Raw genomic sequence first — 20,163 nt, 5'->3', positions numbered from 1 at the left:
TGGCGCCGCTTCCAGGCCCTTTCTTACAGGATAAAGGTCGAGACCTGCTGGTTCAGATTGGTGGCACGCCCCTTGAGGTGGTGCGCCTGATCCAGGTCCCGCATGGCGGCGGCGGTGATCTCGTCGCTCACATCCTTGATGGCGGTGGTGTTCTGGGTGATCTCGCCGGTCACCTGGGTCTGCTCCTCGGCGGCGGTGGCGATCTGACCCGCCATGTCGGAGATGAGGGAGACGGCCTGGGTGATCTCTTCCAGCGCGGCGGCCGCGGCATCGGCATCCTTGACGCTGTTGTCCGCCAGCCCCTGGCTGGTCTGCATCAGGCTGACCGCTCGGGCCGTGGTCTGCTGCAGGGTCTCTATGGTGGACTGGATCTCCTGGGTGGAGTCCTGAGTACGGCGCGACAGTACCCGCACCTCGTCCGCCACCACGGCGAAACCGCGACCCTGTTCACCGGCACGGGCCGCTTCGATGGCCGCGTTCAGCGCCAGCAGGTTGGTCTGCTCGGCGATGCCCTGAATGGTGGAGAGGATGCCGGAGATGGCCTGGGCGTGGCGGCTCAGCTCGCCGATGACGCCGGTGGCCTGACCCACCTCCTCGGCCAGGTTGTTGATGGACTGACGAGTCTGGTTCACCAACATCTTGCCCTGCTCGCTGCTCTGGGCAGATTGCTGGGCGGCGGCGGCTGTGTTCTCGGCGTTGCCGGCGATCTCCATGGTGGCGCTCGCCATCTCGGTGACCGCGGTGGCGACCATGGTCACCTCCTGCTGTTGACGCTGCAGCTCTTCCACCGCGGCCTGGTTGGTCACCAGGCTGCGCTCCGCATCGGCATTCAGCTCGTTGGCCAGCTGGCGGATATTGCCGATCAGCTGGTGCTGGCTGCCAACGAAACGGTTGAAGCTGTTGGCCAGCTGACCCACCTCGTCATTGGCATCGATCTTGATGCGCTGGGTCAGATCGCCGTTACCATCGGCAATGCGGGCCAGGGCCTGGGAAACCTTGCCAAGCGGGCCAAGCAGCAGGCTGACCAGCCAGGAGATAGCGATGATGCTGCCCACCAGCACCAGCAGGGCCAGGCCGAGCTGGGTCATCAGCAGGGAGGAGAGCGGCGCCTCCAGGGTCGCCTTGTCCAGCACCAGCACCAGCTCCCAGTCGGTGTTCGGGATGTCGGTCGCCCACAGCAGCTTGTCGCGGCCTTCGTTGTCAAAATAGACGGGGAGCAGGCTGTTGCTGCTCTTGCTCTGATCGATCAGGGCATTGGAGAGATCGTTGTCGATCTCGCTGCCAGGCTTCATCGCCTTGGCCGCATCTTTGTAGGCGATGACGGTGCCGTCCTTGTGCATCAGGATGGCGACACCGTCCGCCGGCAGGGCCATCTTGGTGACATCCTCCACCAGGGAGGCGATGGAGAGATCGCCGCCGACCACGCCGCCCTGGGCCGGTTGGGCCAGGGTCACCACCATGACGTTGTAGGCTACGTCCAGGTAGGGCTTGGTCACTATCATGCCGCCCTTGGCCATGGCTTCCTGATACCAGCCACGGGAGCGGGGATCATAGCCATCACGGTTGATGGAAGGGTCAGAGTCGTTCATCTTGCCGCTGCCCTCACCGAAATAGGTGAGCTGGAAACGGCCGGACACCTGGGCCTGTTGCAGGGCGTTGAGGGGGTCGGGGCCGGCCTTGTTGCCAAGGGCCTGGATGACATCGCGACGGGCGGCGAGCCAGTCACTGACGCTGGCGGCCTGCTGGCTGCCGAGGCGCTGCACCTGTTCCTGACTGCCTTGCAGCAACAGGGACTTCTGGCTGCTGTAGCTCTGCCAGGAGAGCAGCAGGATCACCAGGGAGAGGGCGATCACCACAGACAACAGTATCTTCTGCTTGAGTGATAGGTTTTTCATCGTGCTTTCTTCTTGTGGGGTCAGGAACAGGATTACTCGAAAAGTGCGCGGCACTCCATGTTGTTGTTAGCGGCCAAGGCGCACAAAACTGAAGCGGAGAATGGTGCGGCTGGCGATATTTTCCGCAAGAAAGCACAAAATGGCCTCCGAAATCGGTGACAGAAGGCGGCCGGGACCAGCCAACCCTGTTTATTCCTTCCGCAATTGGCTAGAATATCCCGTTTTTAAATCACATCGACCCCGAGAGTTTTCACGATGTTTGAAGTCAATCCTGTATTAAACAAGCTTAAGGAGCTGTCTGAGAGGACCGAGCTGCTTAGGGGGTACCTTTGACTATGACGCCAAGAAAGAGCGTCTAGAAGAGGTCAATGCCGAGCTGGAACAGCCGGATGTCTGGAACGAGCCGGAGCGCGCACAGGCGCTGGGCAAGGAGCGCGTGTCGCTGGACAACGTGGTCAACACCATCGATACCCTGACCCAGGGCGTCGATGACGTCGAGATGCTGGTCAGCCTGGCGGTCGAAGGCGAAGACGAGGAAACCTTCAACGAGGCCATCGTCGAAGCCGATCAGCTGGAAGCCAAGCTGGTGGATCTCGAATTCCGTCGCATGTTCTCCGGTCAGCACGACGGCTCCGACTGCTACATCGACATCCAGTCCGGTTCCGGCGGCACCGAGGCCCAGGACTGGGCCAACATGGTGCTGCGCATGTACCTGCGCTGGGGCGATGCCCACGGCTACAAGCCCGAGCTCATCGAGTGCTCGGAGGGTGACGTGGCCGGCATCAAGTCCGCCACCATCAAGTTCACCGGCGAGTATGCCTTCGGCTGGCTGCGCACCGAGACCGGCGTACACCGTCTGGTTCGCAAGTCGCCGTTCGATTCCGGTGGCCGTCGCCACACCTCGTTCTGCTCCGTCTTCGTCTATCCCGAAATCGATGACGACATCGAGATCGAGATCAACCCGGCGGATCTGCGCATCGACGTCTACCGCGCCTCCGGTGCCGGTGGTCAGCACGTCAACCGGACCGAGTCCGCGGTGCGTATCACCCACGTCCCCACCGGTGTGGTGGTGCAGTGCCAGAACGACCGTTCCCAGCACAAGAACAAAGATCAGTGTATGAAGCAGCTGAAGGCCAAGCTCTACGAGCTGGAAATTCAGAAGCAGAACGCTGAGAAGCAAGCCCTCGAAGAGACCAAGTCCGACATCGGCTGGGGCAGCCAGATCCGCTCCTACGTACTGGATGACTCCCGTATCAAGGATCTGCGCACCGGCGTCGAGACCCGCAATACCCAATCGGTACTCGACGGCGACTTGGACAAGTTTATCGAAGCCAGCCTGAAATCAGGCCTGTAAACAGAGCAGCAGGAATCACCATGTCTGAACAAACCACTACTCCGGAAGTCGACCAGACTCTCGAACTGAACAACGAGATGACTGAGCGTCGCTCCAAGCTGGCCGCCTTGCGCGCCCAGGGCAACCCTTTCCCCAACGACTTCCGTCGTGACAGCCTGTCCGGCGATCTGCACGCCGAGTTTGGCGACAAGAGCGCCGACGAGCTGGTGGCCTTGAATAAACGGGTGAAGATTGCCGGTCGTATCATGACCCGCCGGATCATGGGCAAGGCTTCCTTCGCTACCCTGCAGGACATGGCTGGCAAGATCCAGATCTACGTGACCCGTGACGACCTGCCGGAAGGCTTCTACAACGAGCAGTTCAAGAAGTGGGATCTGGGGGACATTGTCGGCGTGGAAGGGACCCTGTTCCGCACCAACACCGGCGAGCTCTCCGTCCATGTGGGCGAAATCCGCCTGCTGACCAAGGCACTGCGTCCGCTGCCCGAGAAGCACAAAGGCCTGACCGACCAGGAAGCCCGCTGCCGTCAGCGCTACCTGGATCTGATCGCCAACGAAGAGTCCCGCAAGACCTTCATGATCCGCACCCAGGTGGTTGCCGGCATCCGCAAGTTCTTCAACGAGAAGCGCTTCATGGAAGTGGAAACCCCCATGATGCAGGTCATCCCGGGCGGTGCCTCCGCGCGTCCCTTCGTCACCCACCACAATGCGCTGGACATCGACATGTACCTGCGTATCGCCCCCGAGCTCTATCTGAAGCGTCTGGTGGTCGGTGGTTTCGAGCGCGTGTACGAGATCAACCGCAACTTCCGTAACGAAGGGATCTCGGTGCGTCACAACCCCGAGTTCACCATGATCGAGTTCTACATGGCCTATGCCGACTACATCGATCTGATGGACCTGACTGAGGAGCTGCTGCGCACCCTGGCCCAGGACATCCTGGGTGACACCAAGATCCGTTACGCCAAAGAGGGCGAAGAGGGCCTGACCATCGACTTCGGTCAGCCGTTCCAGCGCCTCACCATGGTCGAGTCCATCCTCAAGTTCAACCCGGATGTGACCCAGGACGATCTGGCCACCCTGGAGAGCGCCAAGGCCGTCGCCAAGCGTCTGCACATCGAGCTGATGAAGGGCTGGGAGCTGGGCCATGTGATCACCGCCATCTTCGAAGAGACAGTTGAGCACATGCTGCTGCAACCGACCTTCATCACCGAGTACCCGGCTGCCGTCTCCCCCCTGGCCCGCCGCAACGACAAGAACCCGGACGTGACCGATCGCTTCGAGTTCTTCATCGGCGGCCGCGAGCTGGCCAACGGCTTCTCCGAGCTGAACGATGCGGAAGATCAGGCCAAGCGCTTCCAGGATCAGGTGAACCAGAAAGAAGCGGGCGACGACGAAGCCATGTTTTACGACGCCGACTTCGTCACCGCGCTGGAACACGGCCTGCCGCCCACTGCCGGTCAGGGCATTGGCATCGACCGTCTGGTGATGCTGTTCACCAACAGCCACACCATCCGCGATGTCATCCTGTTCCCGGCCCTGCGCCCGCAACAGAAATAAGCGATCGCCTCAGGCCTGGCCTGATGCCCGATGGCACTGAAAACGCCCCGCAACTGCGGGGCGTTTTTTATGGCAAAGACCAAAGCTGCGAGCAGGGTACGCCCGGCTGGCGACTTATGGGGCGGGCGGCAGCAACCACTCCCCCTGCCACAGGGTCAGCGCCTGACCCGACATCCACACCCTATCCCCCTGCAATTCGAGCACCAGCTCCCCGCCCCGCGCGGAGATCTGGCGCGCCCGCAACTGCGTCCTGCCGAGTCGCTCGGCCCAGAAGGGCACCAGGGCGCAGTGGTTGGAGCCGGTGACGGGATCCTCCTCCACCCCGACCCAGGGGGCGAAATAGCGGGAGACAAAGTCATGGTCCGGATCCCTCGACGGCGCCGTCACCATCAGACCGCGGCCGGGCAGGGCCCGCAGGGCGTGGAAGTCCGGCCTGAGCCCCTGCACCTCTTCTTCGCTGCCGAGCACCAGCAGGAACTTGGCGCCGGCGGCCAGGGTCTGCAGCGGCGTGCAGCCGAGGGCCTCGGCATAGGCGGGATCCAATGTCAGCGGGGCAAGGGGGATACGCGGAAAGTCGAGCCGGATCCACTCCCCCTCGGCGCTAGCCTCCAGCAGGCCGCTGCGGGTCTCGAAGCGCAGCACCTGAGAGCGAGCCACAGCCCCGGTCTGCCACAGCACATGGGCGGCCGCCAGGGTGCCGTGACCGCAGAGATCCACCTCGACCGTCGGGGTAAACCAGCGCAACCGATAGTGCGCCTCCCCCAGGGGAGAAAGGAAGGCTGTCTCCGAGAGGTTGAACTCCGCCGCCATGGCCTGCAGCTCGGCATCGCTGCGCTCCTGCCCCAATACGACGATGGCGGGGTTGCCCCCGAAGGGGTGCTGGCTGAAGGCATTGACATGGAACAGTCTGGACATCGGCAGATCCTGAGAGGCGAAGGGGGACTCAATATTGCGATTTTTATACCACAGCCGGGGAGCCGCTGAGGCGGATTTCGGCTTTATAAATTCATAAATCGCATAAAGAAGATATTTTTATTCTTTGTTGTTATTCATTGCACCCCTTAACCTGACCAAAAATCAGACCATGGAAGACGTGTGTGATGCAATTGACAGCCCCAATACCCACCATAAGCCCGCTCTCTGACGAGCAGCAGCGCCAGCTGAATCAGGTCTTGTCGACCCTCAATACCCAGCAACTCGCCTGGGTAAGCGGTTATCTCTACGGCCTCTCCCAGTCAGGCGTCCAGAGCGTCGCCACCAGCGCCGCCGTGGCCGCCCCAGGTGGCAGCCTGACCATTCTCTACGGCTCCCAGACCGGCAACGCCAAGGGTGTCGCCAGCGCCATCCAGGCTCAGGCGAAAGCCCGCGGCCTGCCGGTGAACCTGACCTCGATGGCGGACTACAAACCCAAGCAGCTCAAGAAAGAGAGCCATCTGCTGGTGGTAGTGAGCACTTACGGGGAGGGGGAGCCGCCGGAGAGCGCGGTGGATCTGTTCGAGCAGCTGAAAAAAGGCAAGATAGGCAAACTCGAAGGACTCAAGTTCGCCGTGCTGGGGCTGGGTGACAGCTCCTACGAATTCTTCTGCCAGACCGGCAAGGACTTCGACGACTTCCTGTCAAAAGCGGGTGCCGAGCGCATTCATGAACTCGCGAGCCTGGACGTGGACTATCAGGACGCGGCCAAGGCCTGGGGCGAGCAGGCAGTCAATGCCGTCGCCGCCACCCTGTCCGCAGGGGCCGCGACCGCCAGCGTAGCGGGCTCGGTGCAGCAAGCCGTCGGCCACAGCCAGTATCACAAGGAGAATCCCTTCCCGGCCAAGCTCTCGGTCAATCAGAAGATCACCGGCCGCGACTCCACCAAGGACATCCGCCACATCGAGATCAACCTGGAAGAGTCCGGCATCACTTATCAGCCGGGGGATGCCTTGGGCATCTGGTTCGACAATGACGCCGATCTGGTGGGCGAAGTGCTGGCCCTGACCGGCCTCTTTGGCGATGAAACCACCGCACAGGGCCCCCTGCGCGCGGCCCTGACCCGCCACTTCGAGCTGACCCGCTTGCACGGCGGCTTTATCACAGGATTCGCTGACATATCGGGCAATCCGGCGCTCAAGGATCTGGCCGGCGACAAGGCCCAGGTCAACGCCCTGGTGGCCAGCGCCCAGGTGGTGGATGTGCTCAAGCGCTTCCCCTCCTCCCTGAGCGCGGATCAGCTTGTCAAACTGCTGCGCCCGCTGACTCCGCGCCTCTACTCCATCGCCTCCGCCCAGAGCGAGGTGGAGGAAGAGGTACACCTGACAGTCGGCGTGGTGCGCTATCCCCAGGAAGATGGCACAGTGCGATCTGGCGGCGCCTCCTCCTATCTGGCGGACCGCCTGGCCGAGGACGCCGAGGTCAGGGTGTTCGTCGAGCACAACGACAACTTCCGCCTGCCGGTCAATCCCGATACCCCCGTCATCATGGTGGGTCCGGGCACCGGCATAGCCCCCTTCCGCGCCTTTATGCAGGAGCGTGAGGCACAAGGGGCCGAGGGCAAGAACTGGCTCATCTTCGGCAACCCTCACTTCACCCAGGATTTCCTCTATCAGGTGGAGTGGCAGCGTTATGTGAAATCCGGCCTGCTGTCGAAGATTTCCCTGGCTTTCAGCCGGGATCAGGCCAACAAGATCTATGTGCAGGACCGCCTGCGCGAAGCGGGGCTTGAGCTCTACCAGTGGCTGGAAGCAGGTGCTCACTTCTATGTGTGCGGCGACGCCAACCACATGGCGAAGGATGTGCAGGAGGCCCTGCTGGATGTGATCAGCGATCATGGCCACAAGAGCCGTGAAGAAGCAGAAGAGTATTTGAGCGAATTGCGTCGTGCCAAACGTTATCAAAGGGATGTCTACTGATGAGCAAGCAACCAATCTCGAAACAAGCAGCAGGACCGGTTGAAGGACCACTGTCCGACAACGAACGCCTCAAGCGCGAGAGCAATTTCCTGCGCGGCACCATAGAGCAGGATCTGCAGGATCCCCTCACCGGTGGCTTTAACGGCGACAACTTCCAGCTGATCCGCTTCCACGGCATGTATCAGCAGGATGACAGAGACATCCGCCCCGAGCGCACCGCCCAGAAGCTGGAGCCCCTGCACAACGTCATGTTGCGCGCCCGCCTGCCCGGCGGCATCATCACCCCGGCCCAGTGGCAGGTGATCGACAAGTTCGCCGAGGATCACAGCCTCTACGGCAGCATCCGCCTGACCACCCGCCAGACCTTCCAGTTCCACGGGGTGCTCAAGCGCGACATCAAGCTGATGCACCAGACCCTCAACAGCACGGGCATAGATTCCATCGCCACCGCCGGCGACGTGAACCGCAACGTGCTGTGCACCAGCAACCCGGTGGAGTCCGAGCTCCACCAGGAGGCCTACGAGTGGGCCAAGAAGATCTCCGAGCACCTGCTGCCCAAGACCCGCGCCTACGTGGAGATCTGGCTGGATGGCGAGAAGCTGGGGGGTGACGAGGAGCCGATCCTGGGCTCCAACTACCTGCCGCGCAAATTCAAGACGACCGTGGTGATCCCGCCCCACAACGACGTGGACATCCACGCCAACGATCTCAACTTCGTGGCCATCGCAGATGGCGGCAAGCTGGTGGGCTTCAACGTACTGGTGGGCGGGGGTCTGGCCATGACCCACGGCGACACCAGCACCTACCCGCGCAAGGCGAGCGATTTCGGTTTCATCCCGCTCTCCCACGTGCTGGAGGTGGCTGCCGCCGTGGTCAGCACCCAGCGCGACTGGGGCAACAGGGTCAACCGCAAGAACGCCAAGACCAAGTACACTCTTGAACGCGTGGGGGTGGAGGCCTTTAAGGCCGAGGTGGAGAGCCGCGCCGGCATCAAGTTTGGCGAGGTTCGCCCCTATGAGTTCACCAGCCGTGGGGATCGCTTCGGCTGGGTGGAGGGGATAGATGGCAAACACCACCTCACCCTCTTCATCGAGAACGGCCGCCTGCTGGACTTCCCGGGCAAGCCCCTCAAGACCGGCATGCTGGAGATCGCCAAGATCCACCAGGGGGACTTTCGTCTCACCGCCAACCAGAACCTGATCATCGCGGGTGTCCCTGCCAGCGAGAAGGCGCGCATCGAAGCCCTGGCGCGCCAGTACGGTCTGCTGGACGACGGCGTGAGCGAGCAACGCAAGCAGTCCATGGCCTGCGTAGCCCTGCCCACCTGCCCGCTGGCGATGGCCGAGGCCGAGCGTATGCTGCCGGCCTTCGTCACCGACATCGAAGGTCTGCTGGCCAAGCACGCCCTGGCGGATGACGCCATCATCTTCCGGGTCACCGGCTGCCCCAACGGCTGCGGCCGCGCCATGCTGGCGGAAGTGGGTCTGGTGGGCAAGGCCCCCGGCCGCTACAACCTGCACCTGGGGGGCAACCTGGAGGGGACCCGGATCCCGCGCCTCTATCAGGAGAACATCACGGAGCCGCAGATCCTGGCGGAGCTCGATGCCCTGATCGGCCGCTGGGCCAAGGAGCGCGACGGGAACGAGTGCTTCGGCGACTTCGTGATCCGGGTTGGGGTGATTGCCCCCGTCATCGACTCCGCGAGGGACTTCTATGCAGCCTGAACTCATTGATAGCGGGCGGCTGACACTGACCGCCGATGGCAGGCTCGACCTCGACGCCCTGCTCTCCCTCGGCCGGGAGGAGCAGAGCGAGGCGCTGGCCCCCCTAAACCGGGAGCTGGACGCCATGAGCGCCTCCGAGCGGGTGCGCTGGGCGCTGGCGAATCTGCCGGGGGAACATGTGCTGTCGTCGAGCTTCGGCATCCAGGCGGCGCTGATGCTGCACCTGGTGAGCCGCGAGCGGGCCGACGTGCCCGTGGTGCTGACCGATACCGGCTATCTCTTCCCCGAGACCTACCACTTCATCGACCAGCTGACCGAGCGCCTCAGCCTCAACCTGAAGATCTACCGGGCCGAGCTCAGCCCGGCCTGGCAGGAGGCCCGCTTCGGCCTCTTGTGGGAGCAGGGGGTGGAGGGGATCACCCGCTACAACCAGCTCAACAAGGTGGAGCCCATGGACCGCGCCCTGAGGGAGCTCGGCGCCCGTACCTGGTTCTCCGGCCTGCGCCGGGAGCAGGCGGGCAGCCGCGGCAAGCTGCCGGTGCTTGCCATACAGCGCGGCCGCTTCAAGTTCCTGCCGGTGATCGACTGGAGCAACAAGGACGTCTTCTACTACTTCAAGGAACACGATCTGCCCTACCACCCCCTGTGGGAGCAGGGCTACCTCTCGGTGGGCGACGTGCACACCACCACCAAGTGGGAGCCGGGCATGAGCGAGGAGCAGACCCGCTTCTTCGGCCTCAAGCGCGAGTGCGGCCTGCACGAAGAGAGCGGTGAGCACGACGGATCCGGCATCTGATCCCGGGTGCAAGCGGCTGACCATAAAAAACGCCCGGCAATGGCCGGGCGTTTTGCTTGCTGACATCCATGGGCTGGGCCGCGCCGAGGGGGCCTTAGCCCGCAGACTTGTCTTGCGCGGCGGCGGCGGCACGCGCCTGGGTCAGCCAGTCATTGACCAGGGCCTCGTGTCCCTTTAGCCAGGCATCGGCGTGGCGCTCCACATCCGCCGGCTTGTTCTGTCCCTTGTTCATCAGGCCGTTCTGGATGTTGATGTCGTTCAACGGCAGCTTGACGATGGCAAACAGCTTGGCCGCCGCCGGGTTGGCATCGGTGAAGGCCTTGTTGGCGACTATGTGCATGGTGTTGACGGCAAAGCCGTAGTTCTTGCCGCTCGGCAGCCGAGTCTTGTCCCCATCAGGGGCATCGGCGGGCACCTCCAGCCAGACCACATCCTTGCCCGGCACCAGCTCGCTGCTGAGCCAGTAAGGGGTCCAGGTGTAGTAGAGCACCGGCTTGCCGGCCTGATAACGGGCCAGGGTATCGGCGATCAGGGCAGCGTAGTTGCCCTGCTTGTGGGTGACTGTCGGGGTCAGGCCGAACTCGTCCAGATGATGGTTGATGGCCCCTTCGCAGCCCCAGCCCGGGTTGCAGCCCACCAGATCGGCCTTGCCGTCGCCATCGCCGTCAAACAGCGCCGCCAGCTTGGGATCCTTGAGCTGGCCCAGGTTGGTGATGCCGTACCGGGCCGCTGTCTTCTTGTCGATGAGGTAACCCTGGGCGGCGCCGGCCACATAGGTGCCCTGACGGAAGAACACCTTGTCGCCCCCCGCCTGCTCGTACTTGTTGTCCTGCAGCGGTATCCAGTTGAAGGCGAGGAAGGTGCCGTCCCCCTGCGCCACCGAGGCGTAGGCCACGTTGTAGTCCACCTCCTGGGCGGGCTGCACCTCGTAGCCGAGACTACCCATCAGCTTGCTGACCAGCAGGCTCTGGAAGGCCTCCTCCGGCAAGGAGCTCTGCAGGGGCTGCACCTTGACCCCCTCCCCCGGCAGCGCTGTATTGGCCATGGCGAGGGAACTCAGCAGCAGGGCGCTCAGGGTCAATCCTTTGGTAATCTGTTTCATGCATTTACTCCTTTGTAATCGAGGGATTTGCCGCGGCCGCACAGGCGCAGCAGCAGGGCGACGGGACCACGCTGATACCAGCGGCCGACCCGGCTGCGATCCGGCTGCCCCATCGCCTGGGTCAGGCGGTCGAGGACTATGGCCAGCAGCACTATGCCGAGGCCGCCGATGGAGGCGAGCCCCATGTCGAGGCGGCCTATGCCGCGCAGCACCATCTGGCCGAGGCCGCCGACCGCTATCATGGAGGCGATCACCACCATGGAGAGCGCCAGCATCAGGGTCTGGTTGACCCCGGCCATGATGGTGGGCATGGCGAGCGGCAGCTGTACCTTGAACAGCAGCTGGGAGGGGCTGGCACCGAACGAGTGGGCCGCCTCCACCAGATCGGCGGGCACCTGGCGGATGCCCAGCATGGTCAGCCGGATCATGGGCGGCAGGGCGAAGATGACGGTCACCACCACCCCGGGCACATTGCCTATGCCAAACAGCATGACGATGGGGATGAGATAGACGAAGGCCGGGGTGGTCTGCATGGCATCCAGCAGCGGCCGGGTCCAGGTGGAGAGCCGCTCGCTACGGGCCAGCAAAATGCCGACCGGCAAGCCTATCAACACGCAGAAGAAGAGGGAGGTCAGCACCAGGGACAGGGTCACCATGGCATCGGACCAGGCGCCGATAAGGCCAATCATCACCAGAGAAACGAGGGTGCCGAGCGCCATGCGGCCGCCCACCAGCTGCCAGGCGATCAGGGTCAAGAGCCCCATCATCAGGGTGGAGGGCACCGTCTGCAGCAGCTGGGTCATGGCCCCCAGGGCCAGCTCCACCGGCGCGCGGACCAGCTGGAACAAGGGCCGCAGGTTCTCCACCAGCCAGCCGATGCCCCCCTCGACCCAGGTATCCAGCGGCACCAGGGCCTGCTGGAAGGGATCCAGCCAGTCGACGGCGGCACTGTTATCGACCATTGCGATCTGGCTCTGCCAGTCTGCCGCCTCTGTGGCCGTACTGCCCCAGGGATCCTCGACAGTGGTGGTGGTGGTCGCAGCGCCCCAGGGATCGGCCTGCGCCTCGTCGGCCCAGGCGGGAGCGCTCGTCAATAACAACAGCGCCAGCAAGCCGGTCAGCAGACGGTTAAAGGGGTTGAGATTCATACCGGGGTACTCCTGTCCAGGGTGTTGAGCAGATTGGCCTTGGAGATGAGTCCCAGATAGGTGCCATCCTCCTCGACCACGGGCACCTGACAGGGTGCGGCGGCCACCTGGCTGATGAGTTCGTTGAGGGAGGTGTCGGCCAGAATGGGCTGGATGTCCGCCAGCAGCGCCTGCTCCAGGCTCCCCTTGTCACGGACCGCCTGACCGAGCGACTCGACCGAGACGACCCCGAGGAAGCGGCGGCTGCGATCCACCACGTAGCCGTATTCCCGCTCCAGCTCCTTGAGCTGGCGCAGGGCATTGCCCGGCCCGTCCGTGGTGTGTTTCTTGATAAGCGGCATCTGCTTGCGGCTGGCCACATCCCGGGCGCTGAAGACGTTGGCGAGATCCACCCCGCGAAAGAAGGCGCGCACATAGTCGTTGGCGGGCTGGTTCAGGATCTCGTCCGGGGTGCCCACCTGCACCAGCTGGCCATCCTGCATGATGGCGATGCGATCGCCGATGCGCATCGCCTCGTCCAGATCGTGGGAGATGAAGACTATGGTGCGCTGCTGGCTCGCCTGCAGCTTGAGCAACTCGTCCTGCATCTCGGTGCGGATCAGGGGATCCAGCGCCGAGAAGGCCTCGTCCATCAGCAAAATGTCCGGGTCATTGGCCAGCGCCCGGGCCAAGCCGACCCGCTGCTTCATGCCGCCGGAGAGGGCGTCGGGGAAGGCGTCAATCCACTGTCCCAACCCCACCTGGTGGAGCGCCTGACGGGCACTCTGCTGGCGCTCCGCCAGCGGCACCCCGGCCAGCTCCAGGCCGAAGGCGGTGTTTTCCAGCACGCTCAGGTGGGGCATCAGGGCGAAGGACTGGAACACCATGCTGATCTTCTTGCGGCGCACCTGGCGCAGTTCGCGCTCCGAGATGGCGGCTATGTCCTCGCCATCGATCAGCACCTGGCCACGGGTCGGCTCGATCAGCCGGTTGAAGAGACGCACCAGGGTGGACTTGCCCGAGCCGGAGAGGCCCATCACCACGAAAATCTCCCCCTCGTTGATGGCCAGATTGACATCCTGGACCCCCAGGGTCTGCCCGGTCTTTTGCAGTATGCTGGCGCGGTCGTGCCCTTTCGCCAGCAATTTGAACGCTTTTTCCGGATGTTCTCCGAAGATTTTATAGAGCGATTTCACTTCGAGTTTGACTGTCATACTGTCCTTTTTTTATGGCCGGCATATTGCTGTTCCTGCTGCCGAACGCGCATCAATTACTTTCAACACTAAACAATTAAACCAAATTAACAAAAGAACCATAAGAGTCCATAAAAACAAGTCGAGACATAAATAACTGATTTTTATAATTTATTTAAGGCAACAAAAATTCAACAGATGACCGAGATGGATCGGAAAAATATGAGATGGCTGCATAAATAGTCTGTTTATTATCCATGCCATGAATAGAATCAAGGGGTGAGGGGCATAAATGAGGGTAACCCCCGGACTGAGGCCCCCCTTTCATCAAGACCCACAAAACAATTACAACATTAATTATATTTAGTCCCTGTGAAGGGAGGGCATTAAGGGGAGGATTGAGCAGGAGAGGAGCCTATGCGGGGCGCGGCGGCGAAGTCGAAAAAAAAAGCCCCTCGCAGTGGAGGGGCCTTGCTGACGGGAGGGATTAGCGTCGCTGCCAGGTTTCGAAGCAGTAAGGATGAGGGTTCTTCTCGTCGGGCTGATGGGGATCGCTCTCGGTGCGCACCCAGTCCCCCTCATCGAAGGCGGGGAAGCGGGTATCCCCTGCCACCGCCAGATCGATCCGGGTCAGATAGAGCCTGTCGGCCCGGGGCAGCAGCTGGCCATAGAGATGCCCCCCCCCTATCACCATCAGCTCATCCACTTTCTCGCCCCTTGCCAGCAAGGTGAGCGCGGCCTCGACCGAATCGACCACCTCCACCCCTTCTGCGCAATAGTCAGGGTTGCGGCTGATCACCAGGTTGCGGCGCCCGGGCAGCGGGCGACCTATGGACTCGAAGGTCTTGCGCCCCATCAGCACCGGCTTGCCGAGCGTCACCCGCTTGAAGTGGGCCAGATCGGCGGGCAGATGCCAGGGCATCTGGTTGTCCAGGCCAATCACGCGATCGTGCGCCATGGCGGCAATCATGGAAATGTGCATGGGTTCAGCCTCTTGCAGCCTGTCTCAGACAATGGGCCGGTTACGGTACACGACCAGGGAGGGGATCGCCAAACCGAAACTGAGGGCCCCCACGATAAAGAGCACCTTGAGGCCGTTGGTCACGGCGTGATGGATAAGCTCCGTGGTCACCCCCGAGATATTGAGCTCCACCACGGCAATCATGGTCTTGAACGCATAAACACCCGGGATCATGGGGATGATGGAGGCAACGCTGAACACGGGGCGCGGTGCCAGCAGGCGCTTCGACCAGTAGACGCAGACAAAGCCCACCGTAGTAGACGCCGCCAGGGTGGCCCACTCTATGGGCATGCCGTAATGAATGAGCAGGGTGCGCAGGCTGTGGGCCAGGGCGCCTCCCATGGCGCAATACTTCAGCATCCTAGGCGGCACATTGAACAGCATGGCGAAGCCGACCGCCGGTATGGCAGACCAGAACGCATCCCTGGCGAGCAGCAAGAGCAGTTCCATCATGGCCGCGTCCCTCCCGCCAAGACCACCAGACGAGGTCCTGGCCCAACACTCACACTAGTGGCACCGAAACGGCGCGCTATTGTCCCGCTTCGAGCGCGGATAGCGTCATTGCATCTCATATGGAGTTCCACCACAGTTTCCAGCCCCAGATCCCGGTGACCGACATGGCCAGCACTATGCCGATGACGGCGCTGATGGTGAGCAGGGTCGCCATGCCCCAGCGGGCCAGCCCCAGGTTGAAGTAGCCCTTCACCATGTCGGAGACCGCATTGATGAGCGGGAAACCCGGCACCAGCAGCAAGACGCTGGCCGCCATGGCGAGATAGGGTTGGTCTCCCCACTGGAAGTAGGTGGCGCAGGAGGCGATCAGGGTGGCGACGAAGCCGGTCGCGGCGAAGTTGATGAGCGGACTGTGGTGATGGCGAGCCATCAGCTGGCGCACTCGCATCGCCACCGCAGCGGCGATGAAGGTCACCAGGAAGATGGGCCAGTCGCCGCCGAACAGCAGACTGAAGGCGCCGCAGGAGAGCCCCACCATGGGCACCACCAGCCAGGGGTGATAATGGAACGGCACTATGCCGTCGAGCCGCTGGCGCACCTCCCGCACACCGATCAGCTCCTTCTCCGCCAGGATGCAGATGCGCTGGACCTCGCACACCACCTGCATGTTGATCCCCTGATCCCGTACCCGGCGGGTGGTGGTGACGCAGCTCCCCTGATAGAGGCTGGTGAGCACTATGGCACTGGCAGAGATGGCCATCTCGACGCTCTCCAGCCCCAGCGCCAACCCGAGCCGGACCGTGGTCTGCTCTATGATGCGCCCCTCGGCACCATGCTGGGCCAGCAACTGACCCACCTTGACGATGATCCGGGTGATCTCTGTCTGTTGCTCCCGCGACAGCACCCTTCTTGGTGTGATACTTCTCATAATCCCTTAGAGTCGTAGCAAGATGAAATGTGCCGAGATATTACCCCAAGCGTTATATTCCTTCATCCATATCTGCGAATTTAGCGGGCCGCCATGTTATTAAATGAGTGTGCAATATGAATTTGCAGCAAATAAAAAACAAACCACCCTGTTTATTAACATTGGGTGGTTTTCGCTGAAGAAAATATTGAAAATAGCGGAGCAGGGTGGCGACCAATAAATTATTTATTCCTCGGATGATCCGCCAGCACTATCACATTGTCTGGCGGCAGCCTCTCTTCGGCTTGCGCCAGAGACGTCTCCTGCAACTGGATGATGTGGCGGCGCATGGCATACACGGAGTCGTGCATCATGTTGGCAATCCGGATGCAGCTGTCGAGATTGTTCCTGGCCAGACGTCGCTGGCAATCGATGCGAAACTGCAGGCCCCGCAACCGCCGCTGCCGATCCGGCCCCACCTGCGCTATCAGGGCCTCTATCTGCTGATGCAACAAGGCATCGAGCCGCTCCGGCTCGGCCAGGGCCCAGTGTTTGAGCGTATCAAAATCTGGCAGCTCCATATCCCCTCCTGGCCAGACTCCTCCCACATCCAAGTGCGACCACGCCCGGCACATCATTTCGCTGTCCATAGGAAGGTTATATAAGATGGTGAGGATTTTGGGTCTGCCGGCTCCGAGTCACAGGAGTCCGCTTTTTCATCCAGTGGGCGGATATTGGGCGAGAGGAAAAATTAATTCTTTAGGATTCATGAAATTATAGTGATGCCCCATGCGTCACTTTTTTTATAAATTTTAAAGGCTTTTATGGCTCTTCTTATTCCCTATTCGTCGATAGCGAATAGATCTGCTTTTCGTTCGACTCTCAATTCAAGCCTTTCCATCTCGCACCCAAGCCGGTGGTTTAACATATCTCACTGATTATGTTATTTTATTTACCACTTTTTCCAATGACCAAGGGTTGAGCATGAGCAAGGCAAGAATCGGTATAGTCACCGTCAGCGATCGCGCCAGCGCGGGCATCTATGAAGATCTCTCCGGCAAGGCCATCATCGACACCCTTGACGCCTATCTGACCTCGGAGTGGGAACCCGTCTATCAGGTAATCCCGGATGAGCAGGATCAGATTGAGGCGACCCTGGTTCGGCTGGCGGATGAGGAGTCATGCTGCCTCATCGTCACCACGGGCGGCACAGGACCGGCCAAGCGGGATGTGACGCCGGAAGCCACCGAAGCCGTGTGCGATCGCATGATGCCGGGCTTTGGCGAACTGATGCGGGCCGAGTCACTCAAGTTCGTGCCCACCGCCATTTTGTCACGCCAGACCGCCGGCCTGCGCGGCAGCTCCCTCATCGTCAACCTGCCGGGCAAGCCCAAGTCCATCCGCGAGTGCCTGGATGCGGTCTTCCCCGCCATCCCCTACTGCATCGACCTGATGGACGGGCCCTATCTCGAGTGCGATGAAGCCGTCATCAAGCCATTCCGCCCCAAGAAATAGCTAAATGGACGGGGGATGTTAAGCCCCCGTCCCTCTCTTATTTACGGCCGTACACCTTGACCCCCGCCTTGCTCCCTTCCGAATTGCCATAAACCTCGATCCGCTTGATGCAGACCCGGCTGCCGAGGGACTTCCAGCCGGACTCCTGATCCTCTTTCAGGTTCTTGTCAAAATGCAGTGTCTTGCTGCGGTCATTGCCGTAGATCACCTTGACCCTGTCCAGGGTCAGCTCCCGCCCCGCCTTGACCATGATGGACTTGGCCGGACGACAGATGATGACGGGAATGATGGCAGCATGGTCGCCCACCCCCAGCAGCATGGTATTGCCCAGCCGAAATTCATCATCGGCCATGGCCGGGGACACAACCCCGCCGAGCAGCGCCATCGGCACCAGGATGCGCAAGGCGCGGGTAAAGGGGGATGAGAGATGAAGAGAAAACAGAGCTGACATTATGCCTCCTGAAAAAAGGGGCATGATAAGGGCCCATAGCCAAACCCAAGCTGTACTGGAGCTGTACCAGTGGGCAAGGCAATAGCCAGGCGAGGCTCATTCCGATGATGGCACCTCACGCCCGGGACCTGTGATGACAGGGACTCAGGCCCCCGTCATCACCTCTGGGGAGACTAGTTGCCCCACATGTTCATCAGCTGGGATTCCATGGCCTCTTCCGGCTCATCCGGCAGCGCGGCGAAGAAATCGAGCCCGGTCTGCTCCTCCACCGCATCCACAGTCACTATGTAGTCCGCAAGCCGGCTGGCCGACACATTCTCCTGGGGCAGGATGAAGGCGATGGCTTCCTGGTTGGCCACGTCCATCACCACCCTGTAATAGGCATGGGGCACAGTCACGCCATTGCCGATGGCGCCATCGGAGTTGGTGAAGATGGGGCCCGTGATCACCTGGACATTCTCATAGGCGATGGCCCACTGCCGGGTCTTCTCCTCCAGAATGCGCCAGGCCCCCTGATTGAGGGCCGGCAACTGCGGCGTCATGTTGGTCAGCAGGAAGCTCTGCTTCATGGTGGTGGCGCTGGTGCGCATGTCCGCCGCGGGCGCCTGATGGCCGCGGTCAAAGCCCGAGCCCTTGTAGTCCGCCAGGGTGGCGCGGTACTGCACCGGCACCTCCTTGTCTTCGGCGAAGGCATCCTTGCGCGGCACCTGCCCCTGGGCGCTGGCCACCGTCATCCGGTAAGAGACCCAGTCAGAGACCTTGGTGTCGTAGTTGTAACCGGCGGCATAGCCCTCCCGGCACAGCAGCTGACTGGATTGACCAGGCACTCCCAGGGCAACGTGATCCTTGCACTGGAAGCCCGCCGCCAGGGTCGGGAAAGTGGTGAGAGTAAATCCGATAGCCAGAACTAATTTATTGATATTATTCATTATTATGCCACTCCTTGTGTTAGGCGGAGTGATTTGACACCAGGTCGGATGAGCAAGGCAATCGCACAAATAGCGAGCAGTGCGGAAATGTGAGGGGGACGGCAGATCGGTGAAATCCCTGTCGCCAGCTGGGGGATTGCCATCCCGTCCTCGCTGTGACAGGAACGGCACTTTGACTTGGTTATCAGATAGATAGGCAGACAAAAAGCGGAGCCACCGGCTCCGCCACTCTCCTCATGTAGCTCAGCTCTTCACCTCAGGCCTGGGGGTATCGGGCCGGGACGGCGGCAGTATGGGCAGCACTATCTGCGGCTGCTCCCCGGTCAGGCTCTTGAGGTAGGCGGTCATGTCGTCGGCCTCCTGCTCGCTCAGGCGCTGGCCGAGCTGGATGTCCGCCATGATCTGCACCGCCTCCTTGAGATCCCAGACGGCGCCGTCGTGGAAGTAGGGGTAGGTCAGCTCTATGTTGCGCAGGGTGGGCACCTTGAACCAGCCGATGAGCTGCGGCTCGCCGGTCACGGCGCCGCGTCCCTGGGCCGGGTTGTCGGTCTGGTAGTGCTTGACCAGCCCCATCTTCTGGAAGGAGTTGCCACCTATGGCGACCCCGTTGTGGCAGGCGGTGCAGCCCTTCTCCTTGAACAGCTGGTACCCCTTCAGTTGCTGCGCCGTCAGCGCCTTGCCGTCCCCCTTCAGCCAGCGATCGAAGGGGGCATTGGGGGTGATCAGGGTCTCCTCGAAGGCGGCGATGGCATCGGTGACTTCATCTATGCCGAAGTCCGCCTTGCCGTAGACAGCATCGAAGCGGGCGCGGTACTCGGGCAGGGTGTGCAGGGTGCCCACCGCCAGCTTGTGGGTGAAGGCCATCTCAAGCGGGTTTTCTATGGGCCCGGCCGCCTGCTCCTTGAGATCCTTGGCGCGACCATCCCAGAACTGCACGAAGTTGAGGCTGGAGTTGAGCACGGTCGGGGAGTTGATCGGCCCCTCCTTCCACTTGTGGCCGAGGGAGCTGACCTGATTGTCCACCCCGCCGGTTGCCAGGTTGTGGCAGGAGTTGCAGGAGATGGCATTGGATTTTGACAGTCTGGGCTCGAAGAACAGCATCTTGCCCAGCTCGACTTTCGCCGGGTCTTTCACCTTGGCGGCCTCGACCGCTTGTATCGGCTCACTCGCCCACCCCATCCCGGGCAAGGCCAGTGCCAGCAGCAGACAATATTTATTCATCTTTTTTCTCTCCCTTGAGTCTGCG

18 protein-coding genes are annotated in these 20,163 nt (G+C 61.7%); 6 read left to right on the top strand and 12 right to left on the bottom strand.

All coding sequences use genetic code 11. From position 1 onward, the window contains the following. Positions 1–23: 23 nt before the first annotated feature. Positions 24–1,895 carry a methyl-accepting chemotaxis protein gene (locus tag ACF2JD_RS15630; RefSeq protein ID WP_408777310.1) on the bottom strand — a complete coding sequence of 624 codons (1,872 nt, stop codon included), beginning with the start codon at positions 1,893–1,895 and terminating at the stop codon, positions 24–26. Between the two features lie 255 nt (positions 1,896–2,150). On the opposite strand from ACF2JD_RS15630, the gene prfB reads away from it, so the two are divergent. Next, positions 2,151–3,249, top strand: a protein-coding gene (gene prfB, locus ACF2JD_RS15625; protein ID WP_148297608.1) for a peptide chain release factor 2 whose coding sequence is annotated in 2 segments (ribosomal slippage) — positions 2,151–2,225 and positions 2,227–3,249 — 1,098 coding nt in all. Because the reading frame shifts where the segments join, the coding sequence is not laid out codon by codon here. A gap of 20 nt (positions 3,250–3,269) precedes the next feature. Beyond that, a complete protein-coding gene (gene lysS, locus ACF2JD_RS15620) occupies positions 3,270–4,808 on the top strand; it encodes a lysine--tRNA ligase (RefSeq protein ID WP_106887662.1) in 1,539 nt (512 codons plus the stop codon). 114 nt (positions 4,809–4,922) lie between these two features. On the opposite strand, the gene ACF2JD_RS15615 is transcribed toward lysS, so the two are convergent. After that, on the bottom strand, positions 4,923–5,723 hold the full coding sequence (locus tag ACF2JD_RS15615; RefSeq protein WP_440987752.1) for a PhzF family phenazine biosynthesis isomerase: 801 nt from the start codon (positions 5,721–5,723) through the stop codon (positions 4,923–4,925). A 185-nt stretch (positions 5,724–5,908) separates the two neighbouring features. On the opposite strand from ACF2JD_RS15615, the gene ACF2JD_RS15610 reads away from it, so the two are divergent. Genes ACF2JD_RS15610 through ACF2JD_RS15600 form a run of 3 tightly spaced genes read left to right on the top strand, consistent with a single transcriptional unit; the run spans position 5,909 to position 10,219 of the window. After that, a complete protein-coding gene (locus ACF2JD_RS15610) occupies positions 5,909–7,699 on the top strand; it encodes an assimilatory sulfite reductase (NADPH) flavoprotein subunit (protein ID WP_440987844.1) in 1,791 nt (596 codons plus the stop codon). Continuing rightward, a complete protein-coding gene (gene cysI / locus ACF2JD_RS15605) occupies positions 7,699–9,423 on the top strand; it encodes an assimilatory sulfite reductase (NADPH) hemoprotein subunit (RefSeq protein WP_440987751.1) in 1,725 nt (574 codons plus the stop codon). The genes ACF2JD_RS15610 and cysI overlap by 1 nt, the downstream gene beginning before the upstream one ends. Continuing rightward, positions 9,413–10,219, top strand: a complete 807-nt coding sequence (locus tag ACF2JD_RS15600; protein ID WP_290029964.1) for a phosphoadenylyl-sulfate reductase — start codon at positions 9,413–9,415, stop codon at positions 10,217–10,219. Before cysI ends, ACF2JD_RS15600 begins: the two co-directional genes overlap by 11 nt. Before the next feature lie 94 nt (positions 10,220–10,313). On the opposite strand, the gene proX is transcribed toward ACF2JD_RS15600, so the two are convergent. From proX to ACF2JD_RS15565, 7 genes are all read right to left on the bottom strand, one after another. Continuing rightward, positions 10,314–11,321: a glycine betaine/L-proline ABC transporter substrate-binding protein ProX gene (gene proX, locus ACF2JD_RS15595; protein ID WP_440987750.1), complete on the bottom strand. Its 1,008-nt coding sequence runs from the start codon at positions 11,319–11,321 to the stop codon at positions 10,314–10,316. Next, positions 11,318–12,469, bottom strand: coding sequence for a glycine betaine/L-proline ABC transporter permease ProW (gene proW / locus ACF2JD_RS15590; RefSeq protein ID WP_440987749.1), 1,152 nt, complete (start codon positions 12,467–12,469; stop codon positions 11,318–11,320). The genes proX and proW overlap by 4 nt, the downstream gene beginning before the upstream one ends. After that, entirely contained in the window at positions 12,466–13,662 is a 1,197-nt protein-coding gene (gene proV / locus ACF2JD_RS15585) for a glycine betaine/L-proline ABC transporter ATP-binding protein ProV (RefSeq protein WP_163154318.1), read from the bottom strand. Before proV ends, proW begins: the two co-directional genes overlap by 4 nt. A gap of 466 nt (positions 13,663–14,128) precedes the next feature. Further along, positions 14,129–14,623, bottom strand: coding sequence for a type 3 dihydrofolate reductase (gene folA / locus ACF2JD_RS15580; RefSeq protein ID WP_106887670.1), 495 nt, complete (start codon positions 14,621–14,623; stop codon positions 14,129–14,131). 24 nt (positions 14,624–14,647) lie between these two features. Beyond that, the gene (locus tag ACF2JD_RS15575) at positions 14,648–15,115 is read right to left on the bottom strand and encodes a threonine/serine exporter family protein (RefSeq protein ID WP_106887671.1); all 468 of its coding nucleotides are present in this window, start codon (positions 15,113–15,115) and stop codon (positions 14,648–14,650) included. Between the two features lie 115 nt (positions 15,116–15,230). After that, positions 15,231–16,043: a threonine/serine exporter family protein gene (locus ACF2JD_RS15570; protein ID WP_106887672.1), complete on the bottom strand. Its 813-nt coding sequence runs from the start codon at positions 16,041–16,043 to the stop codon at positions 15,231–15,233. A gap of 221 nt (positions 16,044–16,264) precedes the next feature. Next, complete coding sequence (locus tag ACF2JD_RS15565; RefSeq protein ID WP_163137383.1) at positions 16,265–16,603, bottom strand: DUF3135 domain-containing protein; 339 nt, start codon at positions 16,601–16,603, stop codon at positions 16,265–16,267. Between the two features lie 403 nt (positions 16,604–17,006). On the opposite strand from ACF2JD_RS15565, the gene mog reads away from it, so the two are divergent. After that, positions 17,007–17,537 (top strand): molybdopterin adenylyltransferase, encoded by a 531-nt coding sequence (mog, locus tag ACF2JD_RS15560; protein ID WP_025325984.1) that lies wholly within the window; start codon positions 17,007–17,009, stop codon positions 17,535–17,537. Positions 17,538–17,574: 37 nt separating this feature from the next. Here the strand turns inward: mog and ACF2JD_RS15555 are convergent, their stop codons facing one another. The 3 genes from ACF2JD_RS15555 to ACF2JD_RS15545 form a co-directional block, all read right to left on the bottom strand. Next, positions 17,575–17,922 carry a DUF2541 family protein gene (locus ACF2JD_RS15555; protein ID WP_408777398.1) on the bottom strand — a complete coding sequence of 116 codons (348 nt, stop codon included), beginning with the start codon at positions 17,920–17,922 and terminating at the stop codon, positions 17,575–17,577. A 239-nt stretch (positions 17,923–18,161) separates the two neighbouring features. Beyond that, entirely contained in the window at positions 18,162–18,917 is a 756-nt protein-coding gene (locus tag ACF2JD_RS15550; RefSeq protein ID WP_440987748.1) for a DNA/RNA non-specific endonuclease, read from the bottom strand. A gap of 243 nt (positions 18,918–19,160) precedes the next feature. Next, complete coding sequence (locus ACF2JD_RS15545; RefSeq protein ID WP_163154328.1) at positions 19,161–20,138, bottom strand: cytochrome-c peroxidase; 978 nt, start codon at positions 20,136–20,138, stop codon at positions 19,161–19,163. Positions 20,139–20,163: the final 25 nt, after the last annotated feature.

This window comes from Aeromonas ichthyocola (assembly GCF_046087985.1).
Lineage (GTDB): Bacteria > Pseudomonadota > Gammaproteobacteria > Enterobacterales > Aeromonadaceae > Aeromonas > Aeromonas rivipollensis.
This window is presented reverse-complemented; position numbering and strand designations above follow the sequence as displayed.